The following is a 17022-nucleotide window of genomic DNA, read 5'->3' as shown; positions in this document are numbered from 1 at the left end:
TGTAGGCCCTTGACCCCATGTCCATTTTTAAGAAATCGGTAAGCACGCTTCTTCTGGTGCTGATGGCCCTGCTGGCGGTGGGCGCACTGACCAGCACGGCGATCCAGATGGTCGGGGCCTTCGGCCGCTACAATGACAGCCTCGAGACGGCCCGGCTTGCCGCCGCCGACAAGGCGATCTTCCATGGCGTGCTCGCGCTTCGCAACAATCGCGGCGATGCCCAGAGCGCGATCCTCGGCGAGGACGATCCCAAGGCAAAGCTCACTGAGGCCGAAAAGGCCGAGCAGGCCGGCTATGACGGAATCATGACCGCGCTCGCGACCGTCGATTTTGCGCGCCGCGACGAGCTCGCCGGCACGCTGAAGCAGCGCTGGAGCGACGCCGCGCCGCAGTTCCAGCTGTTCTACGACGAAGCCAAGCGTCCGCGCGCCGAGCGCAAGATCGAGCGGACCAATTCCTGGTACGATGCCGTCACCAAGGTCATCGACACCGCGAACCTCGCCTCCACCGCGGTGTCGAACCGCGCCTGGATGAACGATCCCTACATCGCCCGCATGATCCAGGTCCGCCGCTTCGCCTGGCAGGTGCGCGACCGCTACGGCATCCATTGCTCGTCGCTGCGCTCGAACGTCAACGGCAGCAAGCCGCTCGACGACGCGCAGAAGCGGCAGGTCGCACAATGGGACGGCACCATCACCTCCGGCTGGGCCGGCATGGCCGAATTGCTGGCCGCGCCCGACGTGACGGCGGAGCTGGTGACGGCCGCGTCGGACGCCAAGGCCAAGACCGACGGCGTCCTCAAGCAGATCGGCGATCTCACCAAGAATTTCGACGGCAGCGGCAAGCCTGCGATGTCCGCTTCGGAGTGGAACACGCTCTGCCAGTCGCCGTTCCCGCTCATCGTCGGCGTGGCGACCAAGGCACTCGATCAGTCGATCGCGCGCGCCGAGGCCGTCCAGGCGACGGCGCTCACCAAGCTCATCGTGCAGTCGCTCGCGTTCCTGCTCGCGCTGGCCGTGACGCTCGCCGGCGTCTACGTCGTGCGCAATCGCCTGATGCGCCCGGTCCGCGCCATCCTCGATGCCATCGCGCGGATCAGCGCGCGCGATTACGCGACGCCGGTTCCGCAGTCCCGCTATCCCGACGAGTTCGGCACCATGGCGGCGGCGCTGGAGAGCCTGCGCGAAAGCGCGGCGACCGCCGAACGTCTCGGCCAGGAGCGCGAATCGCAGCAGGCGCTGCAGCTTGCCCGCTCCGGTACGGTCGACGAGGCCTGCCGCAGTTTCGACGACACGGTGCAGGCAGTGATTCAAAGCGTCGCTGCGTCGGCGCGGGAGCTCGATGCCACCGCGACCGATGTGCGCACGCTGGTGTCGGAATCGAGCAGCCAGACTGCTGCGGTTTCCAGCGCGGCCGAGCAGGCCACCAACAATCTCGAGACCATCGCCGCCGCGACCGAAGAGCTGTCCGCCTCTGTCGGCGAAATCTCCGCGCAGGTCCAGTCCAGTGCGCAGGAGGCGCGTGAAGCCGTTTCGCAGGCCGAGCGGACCAATGCAACGGTCGAGATCCTCGATCAGACCGCCAGCCGGATCAGCGAGGTCGTGAAGATGATTCACGCCATCGCCGGCCAGACCAACCTGCTGGCGCTGAACGCAACCATCGAAGCGGCGCGTGCCGGCGAGGCCGGCCGCGGCTTCGCGGTGGTCGCCGGCGAGGTCAAGAGCCTCGCGGCGCAGACCGCGACCGCAACGGAAGAGATCTCGCGCCAGGTCGAGGAGATCCAGGGCGCGACCGGGCAGGCGGTCTCCGCGATCCGTTCCATCGGCGGCGCCATCAGCGGCATCGACGAGAAGATGACGGCGATTGCCGCCGCCGTCGAGCAGCAGCGCGCGGCCACCACCGAGATCTCGCGTAACTTCCAGCAGGCCGCGCAAGGCACCCGCGAAGTCACCGACACCATCGGCAGCGTCGCCAAGCTCAACCACGAGACCGGCAATGCCGGCACGGTGCTGTCGGACTCCGTGAAGAAGATGTCGGCGGACGCCGATCGTCTCCGCGTGGCGGTCGAGGGCTTTTTGGGAGCCGTGAAGACCGCGTAACTTCGTTCATCCTCCATCCTGACGTCGCGCGGGCATTGCCGCCATCCCGCGCGGCGGCTACATCTGTGCCGCCGCGTCACGCGGCAGCAGACGTTTAAGCCACATCAGGGATGGAGAGTTCGATGCCGGTCACCCCACACAAGGCCCAGCGCCCCTATCGCGGCGTGTTCCCGGTCGCGCCCACCATCTTCGACGAGCGCGGCGAACTCGACCTCGAAGGCCAGCGCCGCTGCATCGATTTCATGATCGACGCCGGCTCGCACGGCCTCTGCATTCTCGCCAATTTCTCCGAGCAGTTCGTGCTCACCGACGCCGAGCGCGAGACGGTGATGCATGCGGTGCTGGAGCATGTCGCGGGCCGGGTTCCCGTCATCGTCACCACCACGCATTTCAGCTCGGCCGTGTGCGCCGCGCGCAGCAAGCAGGCCGAGGCCGCGGGTGCCGCCATGGTGATGGTGATGCCGCCCTATCACGGCGCGACCTTCCGCGTGCCCGAGAAGGGCATCGTCGAATTCTTCAAGGTGCTCTCGGGCGCGATCAATATTCCGATCATGATCCAGGATGCGCCGGTGGCGGGCACGCCGCTGTCGGTCGAGCTGCTGGCGCGGCTGGCGCGTGAGCTCGCCAACATCCGTTATTTCAAGATCGAGGTGGCGGGCGCGGCCTCGAAGCTGCGCAGCCTGATCGAGGCGGGCGGCAAGGACATCGAGGGTCCATGGGATGGCGAGGAAGCCATCACGCTGCTCGCCGATCTCGATGCGGGTGCCACCGGCGCCATGACCGGCGGCGGCTATCCCGACGGCATCCGCCAGATCATCGATCCCTATTTCGCCGGCGATCGCGAGAAGGCGAAGGCCGCTTATGAGCGCTGGCTGCCGCTGATCAACTACGAGAACCGCCAATGCGGCCTGATCGCCTGCAAGGCGATGATGCAGGCCGGCGGAGTGATCAAGTCGGAAGCCGTGCGCCATCCCTTGCAGCCGCTGCACCCGGCGACGCGCGCCGGGCTATTGGAGCTCGCCAAGGAGCGCGACGCGCTGGCGCTGCGGTGGGGGAAGTAGATCTCTCCGCCGTCATTGCGAGCAATCGTAGGGTGGGCAAAGCGAAGCGTGCCCACCATCTGTTGCCATTGAGAAAGATCGTGGGCACGGCGCTCCGCGCCTTTGCCCACCCTACGAGAGCTGTTGTTGGATTTTCCGGTGTCGTCCCGGCGAAGGCCGGGACGACACGGAGTGTGTGGCACGCGCTCCAGCTCATCTCATGAGCCTGCATTTCAGCCGACGGCGTCGAATTGGCGCAATTCCGCCGGTTTCCTCCGGTCCGGCGATGACATATCCTGCGTCCGCCAACCAGCCCTGCGGAGCATCCCAGGACATCGCGTAACACCTCTTCATTATGCCGTTATCCCGAGCCAGGTTGGAGCGAACCGACAGAACAGGGAGGCAGTGCCATGACGATGAGGCCGGATCCGACCTTTCACGCATCGCCCAAGCTTGCGATGGAAGCGCCTGCGGAGAACTTTGCCTACACGTTGCTGCTCAGTCCGGATTTCTCAAAGCCGGATGCTCTCGCGGTCATCGACGTCAAGCCGGGATCGCCGACCTATAGCCAGATCGTCCACACCGTGACGATGCCCAACAAGGGCGACGAGTTTCATCACTTCGGCTGGAATGCCTGCTCCTCTGCGCTGTCGCCTCTCACTGGACACGCCTTCGTCGAGCGACGCTATCTCATCATTCCCGGGCTGCGCTCGTCGCGGATCTACATCATCGATACCAAGCCGGATCCGACGAAGGCGAAGATCCACAAGATCATCGAACCGGAGGAGGTCTTCAGGAAGACCGGCTACTCGCGGCCGCACACCATCCATTGCGGGCCCGACGGCATCTATGTGAGCACGCTGGGCGGCGGCGGCAAGGACGGCACCAACGGACCGCCAGGCGTCTTCATCATGGATTGCGAGACTTTCGAGGTCCTTGGACGATGGGAGATCGACCGCGGCCCGCAGACACGGCACTATGATTTCTGGTGGAACCTGCCGCGCGACTACATGGTGACCAGCGAATGGGCGCTGCCGCCGCAGTTCGAGAACGGGATCGTCCCGGAAGATCTGCTTGCGAACAAATACGGTCATCATCTCCACTTCTGGGACCTTCGCGCCCGCCGCAACGTCCAGACCATCGATCTCGGCGCCAATCATCAGATGGCGCTGGAGGTGCGGCCGGCGCACGATCCGGTTCGCGAGTACGGCTTCGTCGGCGTCGTGGTCGACACCACCAACCTCGAAGCATCGATCTGGACCTGGTGGCGCGAGGGTGGAAAATTCCATGCCGAAAAGACTGCCACGATCCCTCCCGAACCCGCACCGAAGGAGAAGCTGCCGCCGCTGCTGCAGGGATTCGGCGCCGTGCCGCCGCTGGTGACGGACATCGACCTGTCGATGGACGACCGGTTTCTCTATGTCTCGTGCTGGGGCACGGGTGAGATGCGCCAGTACGACGTCAGCGATCCCCGCAAGCCGAAGCTCGCGGGCTCGGTCCATATCGGCGGCATCGCGCGCCGCACGCCCCATCCGAACGGCAAAGCCTTTGCGGCAGGCCCGCAGATGGTCGAGATCAGCCGCGACGGCAGGCGCGTGTACTGGACCAACTCGCTGTATTCCACCTGGGACGACCAGTTCTATCCCGAGGGGGTTCCGGGCGTGGAGGTGATGGCCAATGTCGGCCGCAACGGCGGCCTCGAGCTCGACAAGAACTACTTCGTGAGCTTCCCCGACGGATATCGTGCGCACCAGATCAGGCTCGAGGGCGGTGATTGTTCGACCGACTCGTTTTGCTACCCGTCGGTCTAGATGGAACGCATGCGAGCCCGGCGCTTGGCTGGCTGTGGCTCGCGCTTGTTGCGAGCGGTCTCTATCACGGGATCAATCCGGGAATGGGATGGCCGCTCGCCGTTTCCGCCGGGCTCATGGACAAGAGCCCGCGCGCGCTCCTCCGTGCATTGTGGGCCCTGGCGGCCGGGCATCTCCTGGCAACATTTCTCGTGCTGCTGCCGTTCGCCTTCCTGCTCGTGCTGGCCGAATGGCAGCGTCCGATTCAGATCGGTGCGAGCCTGCTCGTCATCGGCTTCGGCGTCTATCGGCTGATCGACCGGCGCCATCCGCGCGCGCTGGCACGAATCCCGCCGACGCAATTGGCGCTCTGGTCGTTTGCCGTCGCCATTGCTCACGGCGCCGCCCTGATGCTCGTGCCGATCTATCTCGGGCTATGTCAGGCCTTCGAGCTCGATGCCGGCCATGAGGCGGCAGGCACGCTGGTGCAGGCAAGTCTCGGAATGGCGGTGCTGGTGTCGCTGGTTCACGTCACCGCCATGGTCGGCGCCGGCGGATGTCTGGCGTGGCTGGTCTACCGCCATCTGGGATTGAAGTTCGTCTCGCGAAGCTGGTTCAATCTCGACGCAGTCTGGGCGACCAGCCTCGTTGTGGTCGGCGCGGTGGCGCTGGGCCTCAATCTTGCGAGCTGGCGCTAGGCTGAGAACGTCTCCCCAACGTCATTGCGAGCGAAGCGAAGCAATCCAGGCTTTTTCTTTGGAAACAGCCTGGATTGCTTCGTCGCTTCGCTCCTCGCAATGACGGCGGACGTGGTGACTATCTTGCTAACGCCCACTCGCCGACAATGCGGAACTTCGCCCTGGCATCATCCTGCTTGAACAGTGCGATGCGGTCGATCGCAAGCGTCTCGAGCTTCAGCGCCGCAAACCGCGCCCGCAGCATCTCCAGGATCGGGCCGCGCCGCTCCGCATCCAGCCGCCCCGTCAGCGTCATGTGGAAGCGGAATTCTTCCATCACGTAAGGGTAGCCCCAGCGGTCGAGATAGTCGCGCTGCCGCTCGCTCAGCTTCTCCGGCTTGCGCCGTGCGCGATCGTCCGCCGTCAGCGGCGCACGGAAAGCGTCGAAATCGCGGACGCAATCGGCAGCGAGCTGTTGCAGCGCGTCGACCGGCTCGGCCGGAATGACGGCGATGAAGCCGCTGATGGCATCGACGATGGGGCGGATCACCGGAATGGGCCGCGCCTTGGCCGCGAATGCCGTGCAGGCTCCGATCAGGTCGGCTTCGGTCGTTCCGGGCGAGGCCGCCATCGGCGCCTTCAGCGTGCCGTGAAAGCCGTATTTGCGGGGATCGCTGCTGATGTCGCGCCAGTCCGGTGCGACATGCAGCGCGTCCTTCGGAAACGAAAGCTCGTCGCCGGTATAGGCATCATAGCCGAGCAGCTCGGCGCCGAAGCGGGAGAGGCGGCTGTCGCTGCCTGCGGCAAAATAGATCGCGTAGCGGGGAAAACCTGTCATCGCTTCAGCATAACCAGTTTATGCCGCGACGACAGCCTCGCGCGGCGCCGTCACCGCCGCGAGCAACCGCGAGGCATCGGTGAGATGCACGAGCTTGCCGCCCGAGATCACCGCAATCAGGCGCGGGCGCAGCGGCATGGTGTCGTCGACCAGCAGGATGTCGGCGCGGCGGCCTTGCGCAAGGATGCCGCGATCGGTCAGGCCGGTTGCGCGGGCGGGCCCGGCGGAGACCAGATCCCAGGCCGCGGTCAGCGGCACCACGCCGTCGGCGGCGAGGCGGAAAGCGGCGAGCAGTTGCGCGGGATAGTAATAGTCCGACGCCAGCACCGAGCAGAGCCCCTTGGCGATCATGTCGGACGCCCTGGTCCAGCCGGTGTGGCTGCCGCCGCGCACGACGTTCGGCGCGCCATAGACGATGGCATCGCCGTGGCTCGCCGCGGCGCGCGCGGTCTCCTCGTTGATCGGAAACTCCGCGATGCCGGCACCGAGCTCGCGGAATTCCTGGCGCATCGCCGGCGTCGCATCGTCATGCGACAGCATCCGCACCTCGGCCGCGCGGGCCGCCGCGGCCAGCCTCGACACCGAAGCCGGCACGTCAGCGGCGCGAGAGACGACCCGATCGACCAGGCCGTCGAAATCCTCGGACGACAGCCCCGTGCGCTCCACCATGCGGTTGCGCTTGCGCGGCTTGGCCATGTCGGCGACGGTGCCATCCATGTGGTCGTTGAAGGCGAACAGGTCGACGCGGCCCTCGCCGAGCCATTGCGCGATCTCGTCCTCGGCGTCGAGATTGTAGGTCTCGTGACGCAGGTGGAAGCGGGTATCGGCGGCGAATTGCGGGCGCTGCCGCTCCATCGCCTCCATCAGGCCGCGCGCATTGCCGGCGCTGCGCAGGCCCGGCTCCCACGAGCAGGTCGTGGCGTGGAACACCGTGGTGATGCCGTTGCTGATCGCCTGGCGATCGCTGTCGGCGAGCGCGACGTCGATCGGGAAGTCGACGCCGGCGCGCGGCATCATCTGTCGCTCGAACGCATCGCCGTGCAGATCGACGATGCCGGGCAGGACCAGCAGGTTGCGCGCATCGATCGCCAGCCGCGCCCGGCCGCGCGAGCCGCCGATGTCCACGATGTCAGTTCCGGACACGCTCAGGGAGGCTTCGACGATCTCGGTACCGGTCAGGGCCCGGCCGCCTTCAAGGAAAATGTCTGTCACGCGATGGCGCTTTTCTTGCTGGTGCGAGGGGAAGCCGTCCGTGCTTCATATGTGGCGAGGAAATCTTCAATCCCGAGCTTGCGAAAATGAGGCAAGGCTTCACGCAATTTGTCGTGATCCCAGTCCCACCAGGCGAGCCGCGCAAGCCGTCCGGCGATGTCTTCCGAGAACCTCCGCCGCACGATCCGCGCCGGATTGCCGGCGACGATGGTATAGGCGGGCACGTCCTTGGTGACGATGGCGCCGGCCGCGATCACGGCGCCGGTGCCGATGTTGCGGCCCGGCAGCACGACCGCGCCGTGACCGATCCAGACATCATGGCCGATATGGACGTGGTGCTGGCGCCGCCAGTCGAAGAACTCGGTGTCGTCGCTCTCGCCCGGGAAGTAGGCGCTGGAGCGATAGGTGAAGTGGGCCTGCGTCGCGCGGTGCATCGGGTGATTGCCCGGGTTGATGCGCGTCATCGCCGCGATCGAGCAGAACTTCCCGATCGTGGTGTAGGTGATCTGGGCGTCGTTCACGACATAGGAGTAATCGCCCATCGTGACCTCGTGCAGGATGGTGCGCGCGCCGACCTCGGTATAGGCGCCGAGCCGGGTCTCATGAAGCTTCGCGGAGGCTTCGATGGTCGGTTGGATTGAGAGCACCTTGCCGGCCATGTTTGCGTCCGAACGTTCGAGGGGCGGGCCATCCTCTTCGAGTGGCTCGATGACAATGTCATGACACGGCGATGACAGGGGATGAGGTGTGTAGGATCGCCGCACCGCAACGCGTGTGTCACACAAGTGTCAAGCGTCGGCGTTAGCGGTTGGCTCCAGCTACTCTGGAGCCTTGCATGCTGGTGGTTGAAGGTCTGACGTGCCGCTTTGGCGCAAAAGCGGCGGTGGACGACGCTTCGTTTCAAGTTTCGCCCGGCGGATTCGTCGGTGTGATCGGACGATCCGGCGCCGGCAAGTCGACCATGCTCCGCATGATCAATCGCCTCGCGACGCCGACGCAGGGCCGTATCCTGTTCGACGGCCTCGACGTCACCGCGCTGCGCGGCAAGGAATTGCGCCAGTGGCGTGCGCGCTCGGCGATGATCTTTCAGCAGTTCAACCTGGTCGGCCGCCTCGATGTGCTGACCAACGTGCTGATGGGGCGCCTGGCGACCATGCCGGCCTGGCGCTCGCTGACGCAGACCTGGCCCGAACAGGACAAGGCGCTGGCGATGTCGGCGCTCGAGCAGTTCGACATCGCCTCGCTCGCCGCCCAGCGCGCCGACCAGCTCTCCGGCGGCCAACAGCAGCGCGTCGCGATCGCCCGCGCGCTGGTGCAGCAGCCCGACATCATCCTTGCCGACGAGCCGATCGCCTCGCTCGATCCGCGTAACACCAAGATCGTGATGGATGCGCTTCTGCGCATCAACAAGCACTTCGGCATCACCGTGCTCTGCAACCTGCATTCGCTCGATCTCGCCCGCAGCTATTGCGACCGACTGATCGGCATGGCCGCCGGCCGCGTGGTGTTCGATGGCGCGCCGTCCGCGCTGACCGACCACGTCGCGCGCGAGCTCTACGACCTCGAAGCCGCCGACGTCATGGGCGGCCTGCCTGTCCCGGCGCCCGAGGGCGTGCCGGCGCTCGGAACCGCCGCGGCCGCCTGAGCCGCGTCGCACCTGTTCAGTTGCCAGATTTGCGTCAACCGACCCCAACCGATGAAGAGGGTATCATGATCACTCGCAGACTCATTCTTGCCGGCGCCGCCGCGCTCGCCTTCACCGCTTCGGCTTCCGCCGAGGACTGGAAGGCAAAGTATCCAGAGCTGACCTTCGCGGTCGTCCCGGCCGAGAACGCCTCCGGCGTCACCGAGCGCTGGGCGCCGTTCATGAGCTATCTCTCCAAGGAATTGGGTGTGAAGGTCACGCTGCGTATTGCCAACGACTACGCCGCTGTCATCGAAGGCCAGCGCGCCGGCAACATCCATATCGCCAGCTACGGGTCGGCCTCGTTCGCCCGCGCCCGCCTGACCGGCGTCAAGACCGACGCCTTCGCCAACGACATCAACGCCGACGGCTCGACCGGCTACTACTCGGTGTTCTTCGTCAAGGCGAACAGCGCCTACAAGAAGATCGACGACCTCAAGGGCAAGAATCTCGGCCTGGTCGATCCGAACTCGACCTCCGGCAACAACGTGCCGCGCTTCGAGCTCGACAAGATGGGCATCCCGGATGCCGACAGCTATTTCAGCAAGGTCGTCTTCACCGGCAGCCACGAGAACGCGATGCTGGCGCTGGCGCAGGGCACGGTCGACGTCGCCGCCAACCAGTGGACCACCGATGACGATTCGACGCTGGCGCAGATGCTGACCAAGGGCATGCTGAAGAATGCCGACGGCTCGGCGATGAAGAAGGACGACTTCCGCATCATCCACAAGTCGGCGCCGATCATCAACGGCCCCTACGCCTACAACTCCGACCTGCCGGATGACGCCAAGGCCGCCATCGCGAAGGCCTTCTTCGACGCACCGGCGAAGGACAAAGCGGCGTTCGATCGCCTCCAGGACGGCCAGAAGAAGGGTTTCAATCACGCCACCACCAAGGACTGGGATGGCACGATCGAGCTGATCAAGTTCGTCGACGCATTGCGTAAGAAGAAGGCGTCCTGAGTTTTCGGGACGAGCTACTCGAGCCGGGTCGACGGACCCGGCTCTTTCTCTTTTGAACGACCACTCACCCTGACCCCATGACCGTCGCGGTTTCGATCCTCCCCGAGCAGCAGCTGGCCGCGCTCAACGCCGCCTATCGCGAGGCGGTCGCGCGCAGGCGGCTTCGTCTGCTGCTGGGCGCCGTCATCTTCGCCGCAGCGCTGGCTCTCGCCGCGGTCGGCGCCGAAGTGAATTTGCGCACGCTGTTCGCCCATTTCGGCAATTTCGTCAGCTATTTCGACCGCATCCTCACGCTCGAGAGCGGCCAGCGCGTCTGGACCGATTTCGGCGAGTGGCTCTGGGGCTGGCGCAAATGGCTGAAGATGCTGGGCGAGACGCTGCTGATCTCCTATGTCGGCACGCTGATCGGCGCGATCTTCGCCTTTGCCCTCAACTTCTTCGCGGCCGAGAACACCTCGCCCGCGCCCTGGCTGCGCTTCGTCGTGCGCCGTCTGCTCGAATTCGCCCGCACCGTGCCGGGCATCGTCTTCGCGCTGGTCTTCGTCATCGCGTTCGGGCTCGGACCGATGGCCGGCGTGCTTGCGATCGCGATCCACTCCACCGGCGCGCTCGGCAAGCTGTTTTCCGAGATCGTCGAGAACGCCGACATGAAGCCGGTCGAAGGCATCCGTTCGACCGGGGCGAGCTGGCTCTCCTGCATGCGTTTCGCCATCGTGCCGCAGGTCACGGCCGGCTATGCCAGCTACGCGCTGCTCCGCTTCGAGATCAATGTCCGCGAAGCCTCCGTGATGGGCTTTGTCGGCGCCGGCGGCATCGGCCAGGAACTCGTCGTCGCCATCCGCAAGTTCTACTATTCGGACGTCAGCGCCATCCTGCTCACCATCGTCGTCACGGTCTTCATCATCGACATCACGACCGGCTGGCTGCGCGGCCGCCTGTTCGGCAAGGAGGCGCGGACATGACGCCGCCGCAGCAGGTCGATCCGCACGAGATGCGCGCGCGCTACCCCGACATTTTCGATCGGCCGGCCTCTGCACGGCTCGCGATGCCGGCGATGATCGTCGCGGCGCTGGCGATCCTGGTCTACGGCCTCGTCGATCTCGATTTCTCGCCGTCGCGCTTCTTCGCAGGCCTCAGCCAGCTCGGCTGGATCAGCCTGATGATGATCCCGCCGGATCCCGGCTCCTCGCTGCCGATCTATCTGAAGGCGCTCGGCGAAACGCTCTCGATCGCGCTGCTCGGCACCACGCTCGCGGCGGTGTTCGCGCTTCCGGTCAGCCTGCTGGCCGCGCGCAACATCATCCCCTCGCAGATCGTGCGCTTTCCCGTGCGGCGCTTCCTCGATTCGATCCGTGGCGTCGACACGCTGATCTGGGCGCTGGTGTGGATCAACGTCGTCGGCCTCGGGCCGTTCGCCGGCGTGCTCGCCATCGCCGTGTCGGATTTCGGCGCCTTCGGCAAGCTGTTCTCGGAGGCGATCGAGGGGGCCGACCAGAAGCAGGTCGAAGGCATCCGCGCCTCCGGCGGCAGCGCTCTGCACGAGATCCGCTTCGGCCTGCTGCCGCAGGTCCTGCCCGTCATCGCCGGCCAGGTGCTCTATTTCATCGAGTCCAACACCCGTTCGGCTACCATCATCGGCATCGTCGGCGCCGGCGGCATCGGTCTCCAGCTCGCCGAGCAGATCCGCGTGCTGGAATGGCAGAAGGTGTCGTTCCTGATCCTGATGATCCTGGTCGCCGTCGCCGCGATCGATTTCATCTCGAGCAAGCTGCGGTTTGCGATCATTGGCAGGCGAGCTGTCGCCTGATCTTTCTTTCTTCCCTTCTCCCCTTGCGGGAGAAGGTGGCGCGAAGCGCCGGATGAGGGGTATGTCTCCGCAAACTCACAGCCGTGGGGTGGGCAAAGCGAAGCGTGCCCACCACCTCTAACAATTGAGAAAGATCGTGGGCGCGGCGCAAACGCGCCTTTGCCCACCCTATGGCACGGGTTTCGTGGAGAGAGTCTACGGCTCCACCAGAAACTCCACGCGCTCCGCCGCAAACCGCGAATGCTTGGTCACCAGCGGCTTGCCCTCGAGATCGTGGTCGGTGGCATCGACCACCAGGATCGGCCGTCCCAGCGGAAGATCCAGCCGCGCGGCATCGGTCGCATCCACGATGCCGGCGGTGATGCGGGTCGCGCCGCGGCGGTAGTCGCGGACGCCGTAATGCTCGAGCATCTTCGTCATCGAGCGCGTCGCGGCGAACACCTCGCCTGCGCCCGGAAACAATTCGGATGACACCCACGTCGTGGAGACGCAGATCGGCGTGTGGTCGGCAAGCCGGATCGCCTCGATCCGCACCAGCGGCGCGCCGGTCTTCAGCCCCAGCTCGCGCGCGAGCTCGCGGGTCGCGACGTCCTCGGTCGCCTCGATCAGCCGGCCATGCGGCTCGCGGCCGTCTGCGCCGACGATTTCAGAGAAGCGCGTGCGCGAGCGCAAGGGATAGGCGAGCTTCTGCGCCTCGACATAGGTTCCACTGCCGCGCTCGGCGCGCACCAGGCCGCGCTCGGCAAGGGCTGCGAGCGCGCGCCGCACGGTGTGGCGGTTCACGCGATAGGTTTCGGCGATCTCCATCTCGCCCGGCAGCTTGTCGCCGGCCGCAAAGCGGCCGTCGGCGATGCCGCGCTCGATGCCGTCGGCGACGAGGCGCCATAGCGCGACGCCCGAGGAGGCTGTGTCCTGCATGCTCATGTCGTCGGCCAAGCTAGCTCAGAAATCACACCTTTGTCACGAAACAGTCATGGCGCTCCCTTATGAAGTTGTCTATTATCATAGACAACTTCGGTTCGGCAAGTTTCGTCAAAGGCGCGGTGGATCCGGTGACCCCTCACAATACCCAGCAAGCCCAGCGCAAGGCCGCCATGGCCGTGCTGGCGCACGCGGAGGCGGGCGAGATCGCCGCTCGCCTCCGCAACCTTGCGCTTCCAGCCCATCAGGACCTGCGCACGCCGGAGAACGGCCTCGTGATGCTGCGCGGCCGGGTCGGCGGCGACGGCGCGCCGTTCAATCTCGGCGAAGCCACGGTGTCGCGCGCGGCGGTGCGGCTCGCGAGCGGCGAGGTCGGCTTCGGCTACACGCTCGGGCGCGACGGTGAGAAGGCGCGGCTGATCGCGCTGTGTGATGCGCTGGTGCAGTCGCGTGATTTCGGCCCCGCCGTCGAGCGTGACGTCATCGCGCCATTGCGCGAGCAGCTTACGGTCAGGCAGAAGCAGGCGGCGGCAGAGACCGCCGCGACGAAGGTTGATTTCTACACCATGGTGCGCGGTGAAGGGTGAGATCATGACCACCATTGCGGAGTTGCCGCCGGGATTCGCCGACAAGGTGCTGTCGGCGCAATCGACCTTTCGTTCGGTCATGGACGCGATGGCGCGGCCGGGCTCGGTGCAGCGCATCGTGCCGATGGCGGGTGCGCCCGGCATGATGATGCGCGGCACCGCCGCGATCGCGCTGACGCTGTTCGACCACGACACGCCGCTCTGGCTCGATGCGCGGCTGTCGGAAAGCATCGACGTCACGAAGTGGCTGAAGTTCCACACCGGCGCGCCGGTCGTTCAGGATTCCTCGATCGCCGCGTTCGCGCTCGTCAGCGATGGCGGTGCGCTGCCCTCGCTCGAGCGTTTTGCGCTCGGCTCCAGCGAATATCCGGACCGTTCGACCACGGTGATCATCCAGGTCGACAGCCTGACCTCGGGGCGCAGCTTCGAGCTGCGCGGCCCCGGCATCGACGGGGCCGCTGCGCTGCAGGCGTCGATCAAGCCGTTCGACCTGTTCGAGCGCCTGCGCATGAACGAGGCGCTGTTTCCGCGCGGCATCGACGTGGTGCTGGTCGCCGATGACGCCGTGGTCGCGATCCCCCGCACCATTCGCGTCGTGAGCAAGGGAAGCTAGAAGCATGTATGTCGCAGTGAAAGGCGGCGAACGCGCCATCGAGAACGCCCATCGCCAGCTCGCACACAAGCGGCGCGGCGACCAGAGCGTTGCGGAAGTCTCGCTCGACCAGATCTCGGAACAGCTCGGCCTCGCCGTCGACCGCGTCATGAGCGAAGGCTCGCTCTATGACCGCGAGCTCGCGGCGCTCGCCATCAAGCAGGCGCGCGGCGATCTGATCGAGGCGATCTTCCTGGTCCGCGCCTTCCGCGCCACGCTGCCGCGCTTCGGCACCAGCGAGCCGGTCGATACCGGCGCGATGCGCGTGGAGCGCCGGGTGTCGGCGACCTTCAAGGACATCCCCGGCGGACAGATCCTGGGTCCGACCTTCGACTACACGCACCGCCTGCTCGATCCTTCGCTTAGCCAGGGTTTCGTGCCGGAGGCGCCGGCAACGGCAGAAGCCTCCACCGCGCCGACCCCGCGTGTCACCGACATTCTGGGCCGCGACGGGCTGATCGAAACATCGCCGCAGGCCGAGGACGGTGCCGTCGTCGGCGATCTCACCCGCGAACCCCTCAACTTCCCCGCCGATCGCGACCTGCGCCTGCAGAACCTCGCGCGCGGCGACGAGGGCTTTCTGCTGGCGATGGGCTATTCCACCCAGCGCGGCTATGGCCGCAACCATCCCTTCGTCGGCGAGATCCGCTTCGGCGAGGTCGAGGTCGAATTTCTCGCCGAGGACGTCGGCTTCGCCGTGCCGCTCGGCGCGATCGAGCTCACCGAGTGCCAGATGGTCAACCAGTTCAAGGGCTCTGCGACCGAAGCACCTTGCTTCACCCGCGGCTACGGCCTTGCCTTCGGCCAGAGCGAGCGCAAGACCATGTCGATGGCGCTGGTCGATCGCGCGCTGCGCGCCCGCGAGCTCGGCGAAGAGGCACTCGCGCCGGCGCAGGACGAGGAGTTCGTGATGTCGCATTCGGACAACGTCCAGGCGACCGGCTTCGTCGAGCACCTGAAGCTGCCGCATTATGTCGACTTCCAGTCCGAGCTCGGCCTGCTCCGCAAGCTGCGCAAGGAGTTTGCCGAGGCCAACGCGCCCGATGCCATGAAGGAGGCCGCGGAATGAACGCGCCCGCCTACAATTTTGCCTATCTCGACGAACAGACCAAGCGGATGATCCGCCGCGCGATCCTCAAGGCGATCGCGATCCCCGGCTACCAGGTGCCGTTCGCCAGCCGCGAGATGCCGATGCCCTATGGCTGGGGTACCGGCGGCGTGCAGGTCACGGCCGCGATCCTCGGTCCTCAGGACGTGCTGAAGGTGATCGACCAGGGCTCCGACGACACCACCAACGCGATCTCGATCCGCAAGTTCTTCGCCAAGACCGCCGGCGTCGCCACCGCGACGGCGACGGACGAGGCCACCGTGATCCAGACCCGCCATCGCATCCCGGAGACGGCGCTGCACGCAAATCAAGTGCTGGTCTATCAGGTGCCGATTCCCGAGCCGCTGCGCTTCCTCGAGCCGCGCGAGACCGAGACCCGGCGCATGCATGCGCTCGCCGAATACGGCCTGATGCATGTCAAGCTGTACGAGGACATCGCCCGCTTTGGCCACATCGCGACCGCCTACGCCTATCCGGTGAAGGTGAATGCGCGCTACGTGATGGACCCGTCGCCGACGCCGAAATTCGACAATCCCAAGATGGACAATTGCCCGGCGCTGCAATTGTTCGGCGCCGGCCGCGAGAAGCGCATCTACGCGATCCCGCCCTATACGCAGGTGGTGTCGCTCGATTTCGAGGATCACCCGTTCGAGCCCTATCGCTTCAACGCGCCCTGCGCGCTGTGCGGTGCCGACAATTCCTATCTCGACGAGATCGTCACTGACGACAAGGGCGGCCGCATGTTCGTCTGCTCCGACACCGATTATTGCGAGGGCCGCCAGGCCGCCGGCCATCACGGCAGCCTCAGCGCCGCGCCGTACAAGGAGAAGGCGCAGGAGAAATCAAATGGTTGATCAAGCCGCGCTTGAAAACGACGAGCCGCTGCTGGTCGCGGAGTCGCTCAGCAAGTCGTTCGGCCGCATCGCTGCCTGCCGCGACGTGTCGTTCTCGCTCTATCCGGGCGAGGTGCTGGCGATCGTCGGCGAATCCGGGTCGGGCAAGTCGACGCTGCTGCAGATGCTGTCGGGCCAGCTCACCCCGAGCGCCGGCCACGTCTCCTATCGCATGCGCGACGGCATTGCCCGCGATCTCACGACGCTGGGCGAAGCCGAGCGCCGCTTCCTGTTCCGCACCGACTGGGGCTTCGTGCACCAGGATCCCGCGCAGGGCCTGCGCATGGCGGTGTCGGCCGGCGCCAATGTCGGCGAGCGGCTGATGGCGGTGGGCTGGAATCACTATGGCCGTATTCGCGACACCGCATCCGACTGGCTTACCCGCGTCGAGATCGACACAGCGCGCATCGACGATGCGCCGCGCACCTATTCCGGCGGCATGCGCCAGCGCCTCCAGATCGCCCGCAACCTCGTCACCGAGCCGCGGCTGGTGTTCATGGACGAGCCGACCGGCGGTCTCGATGTCTCCGTGCAGGCGCGCCTGCTCGACCTCTTGCGCAGCCTCGTCGCCGAGCTGAACCTCGCCGTTGTCATCGTCACCCACGATCTCGCGGTGGCGCGCCTGCTGTCGCACCGCGTGATGGTGATGAAGGGCGGCCGCGTCATCGAGACCGGTCTCACCGACCAGGTGCTCGACGATCCCCGCGAGCCCTATACCCAGCTTCTCGTCTCCTCGATTCTACCGCCATGAG

17 protein-coding genes are annotated in these 17022 nt (G+C 66.0%); 13 read left to right on the top strand and 4 right to left on the bottom strand.

Features of this window, described 5'->3' with window-relative positions:
- Window positions 1–17: 17 nt before the first annotated feature.
- The 4 genes from JQ617_RS17390 to JQ617_RS17375 all read left to right on the top strand — a co-directional run bounded on the left by JQ617_RS17390 (window position 18) and on the right by JQ617_RS17375 (window position 5627).
- On the top strand, window positions 18–2099 hold the full coding sequence (locus JQ617_RS17390) for a methyl-accepting chemotaxis protein (protein WP_212027353.1): 2082 nt from the start codon (window positions 18–20) through the stop codon (window positions 2097–2099).
- A 122-nt stretch (window positions 2100–2221) separates the two neighbouring features.
- Window positions 2222–3160 (top strand): dihydrodipicolinate synthase family protein, encoded by a 939-nt coding sequence (locus JQ617_RS17385; RefSeq protein ID WP_212027352.1) that lies wholly within the window; start codon window positions 2222–2224, stop codon window positions 3158–3160.
- Window positions 3161–3549: 389 nt separating this feature from the next.
- Window positions 3550–4950, top strand: a complete 1401-nt coding sequence (locus JQ617_RS17380; RefSeq protein WP_212027351.1) for a selenium-binding protein SBP56-related protein — start codon at window positions 3550–3552, stop codon at window positions 4948–4950.
- 83 nt (window positions 4951–5033) lie between these two features.
- A complete protein-coding gene (locus JQ617_RS17375; protein WP_212027350.1) occupies window positions 5034–5627 on the top strand; it encodes a hypothetical protein in 594 nt (197 codons plus the stop codon).
- A 118-nt stretch (window positions 5628–5745) separates the two neighbouring features.
- Here the strand turns inward: JQ617_RS17375 and JQ617_RS17370 are convergent, their stop codons facing one another.
- From JQ617_RS17370 to JQ617_RS17360, 3 genes are read right to left on the bottom strand one after another with little or no spacing between them, the layout of a single operon-like run.
- On the bottom strand, window positions 5746–6444 hold the full coding sequence (locus JQ617_RS17370; RefSeq protein ID WP_212027349.1) for a DUF1045 domain-containing protein: 699 nt from the start codon (window positions 6442–6444) through the stop codon (window positions 5746–5748).
- A gap of 18 nt (window positions 6445–6462) precedes the next feature.
- Window positions 6463–7656 carry an alpha-D-ribose 1-methylphosphonate 5-triphosphate diphosphatase gene (locus tag JQ617_RS17365; protein WP_212027348.1) on the bottom strand — a complete coding sequence of 398 codons (1194 nt, stop codon included), beginning with the start codon at window positions 7654–7656 and terminating at the stop codon, window positions 6463–6465.
- Window positions 7653–8315: an LbetaH domain-containing protein gene (locus JQ617_RS17360; RefSeq protein WP_212027347.1), complete on the bottom strand. Its 663-nt coding sequence runs from the start codon at window positions 8313–8315 to the stop codon at window positions 7653–7655. Before JQ617_RS17360 ends, JQ617_RS17365 begins: the two co-directional genes overlap by 4 nt.
- Window positions 8316–8491: 176 nt before the next feature.
- Between JQ617_RS17360 and phnC the strand changes: the two genes are divergently transcribed.
- From phnC to phnE (JQ617_RS17340), 4 genes are all read left to right on the top strand, one after another.
- The gene (gene phnC, locus JQ617_RS17355; protein ID WP_063693381.1) at window positions 8492–9301 is read left to right on the top strand and encodes a phosphonate ABC transporter ATP-binding protein; all 810 of its coding nucleotides are present in this window, start codon (window positions 8492–8494) and stop codon (window positions 9299–9301) included.
- Between the two features lie 65 nt (window positions 9302–9366).
- Window positions 9367–10302: a phosphonate ABC transporter substrate-binding protein gene (gene phnD, locus JQ617_RS17350; RefSeq protein ID WP_212027346.1), complete on the top strand. Its 936-nt coding sequence runs from the start codon at window positions 9367–9369 to the stop codon at window positions 10300–10302.
- A 77-nt stretch (window positions 10303–10379) separates the two neighbouring features.
- The gene (gene phnE / locus JQ617_RS17345) at window positions 10380–11264 is read left to right on the top strand and encodes a phosphonate ABC transporter, permease protein PhnE (RefSeq protein ID WP_212027345.1); all 885 of its coding nucleotides are present in this window, start codon (window positions 10380–10382) and stop codon (window positions 11262–11264) included.
- On the top strand, window positions 11261–12109 hold the full coding sequence (gene phnE, locus JQ617_RS17340) for a phosphonate ABC transporter, permease protein PhnE (protein ID WP_212027344.1): 849 nt from the start codon (window positions 11261–11263) through the stop codon (window positions 12107–12109). Before phnE (JQ617_RS17345) ends, phnE (JQ617_RS17340) begins: the two co-directional genes overlap by 4 nt.
- Window positions 12110–12304: 195 nt before the next feature.
- Here phnE (JQ617_RS17340) and phnF read toward each other — a convergent pair whose 3' ends face one another.
- Window positions 12305–13033 (bottom strand): phosphonate metabolism transcriptional regulator PhnF, encoded by a 729-nt coding sequence (phnF, locus tag JQ617_RS17335; RefSeq protein WP_212027343.1) that lies wholly within the window; start codon window positions 13031–13033, stop codon window positions 12305–12307.
- A gap of 119 nt (window positions 13034–13152) precedes the next feature.
- On the opposite strand from phnF, the gene phnG reads away from it, so the two are divergent.
- Genes phnG through phnK form a run of 5 tightly spaced genes read left to right on the top strand, consistent with a single transcriptional unit; the run spans window position 13153 to window position 17021 of the window.
- Complete coding sequence (phnG, locus tag JQ617_RS17330; protein ID WP_212027447.1) at window positions 13153–13617, top strand: phosphonate C-P lyase system protein PhnG; 465 nt, start codon at window positions 13153–13155, stop codon at window positions 13615–13617.
- A gap of 4 nt (window positions 13618–13621) precedes the next feature.
- On the top strand, window positions 13622–14230 hold the full coding sequence (gene phnH, locus JQ617_RS17325; protein ID WP_212027342.1) for a phosphonate C-P lyase system protein PhnH: 609 nt from the start codon (window positions 13622–13624) through the stop codon (window positions 14228–14230).
- 4 nt (window positions 14231–14234) lie between these two features.
- Window positions 14235–15338: a carbon-phosphorus lyase complex subunit gene (locus JQ617_RS17320; protein WP_212027341.1), complete on the top strand. Its 1104-nt coding sequence runs from the start codon at window positions 14235–14237 to the stop codon at window positions 15336–15338.
- On the top strand, window positions 15335–16231 hold the full coding sequence (locus tag JQ617_RS17315) for an alpha-D-ribose 1-methylphosphonate 5-phosphate C-P-lyase PhnJ (RefSeq protein WP_212027340.1): 897 nt from the start codon (window positions 15335–15337) through the stop codon (window positions 16229–16231). Before JQ617_RS17320 ends, JQ617_RS17315 begins: the two co-directional genes overlap by 4 nt.
- Complete coding sequence (gene phnK, locus JQ617_RS17310; RefSeq protein WP_212027339.1) at window positions 16224–17021, top strand: phosphonate C-P lyase system protein PhnK; 798 nt, start codon at window positions 16224–16226, stop codon at window positions 17019–17021. Before JQ617_RS17315 ends, phnK begins: the two co-directional genes overlap by 8 nt.
- Window position 17022 lies beyond the last annotated feature (1 nt).

This window comes from Bradyrhizobium sp. KB893862 SZCCT0404, from assembly GCF_018130885.1.
Taxonomy (GTDB): Bacteria; Pseudomonadota; Alphaproteobacteria; order Rhizobiales; family Xanthobacteraceae; genus Bradyrhizobium; species Bradyrhizobium stylosanthis.
Note: the sequence above shows the minus strand (reverse complement) of the source record. Positions and strands in the feature narration are given on the sequence as shown.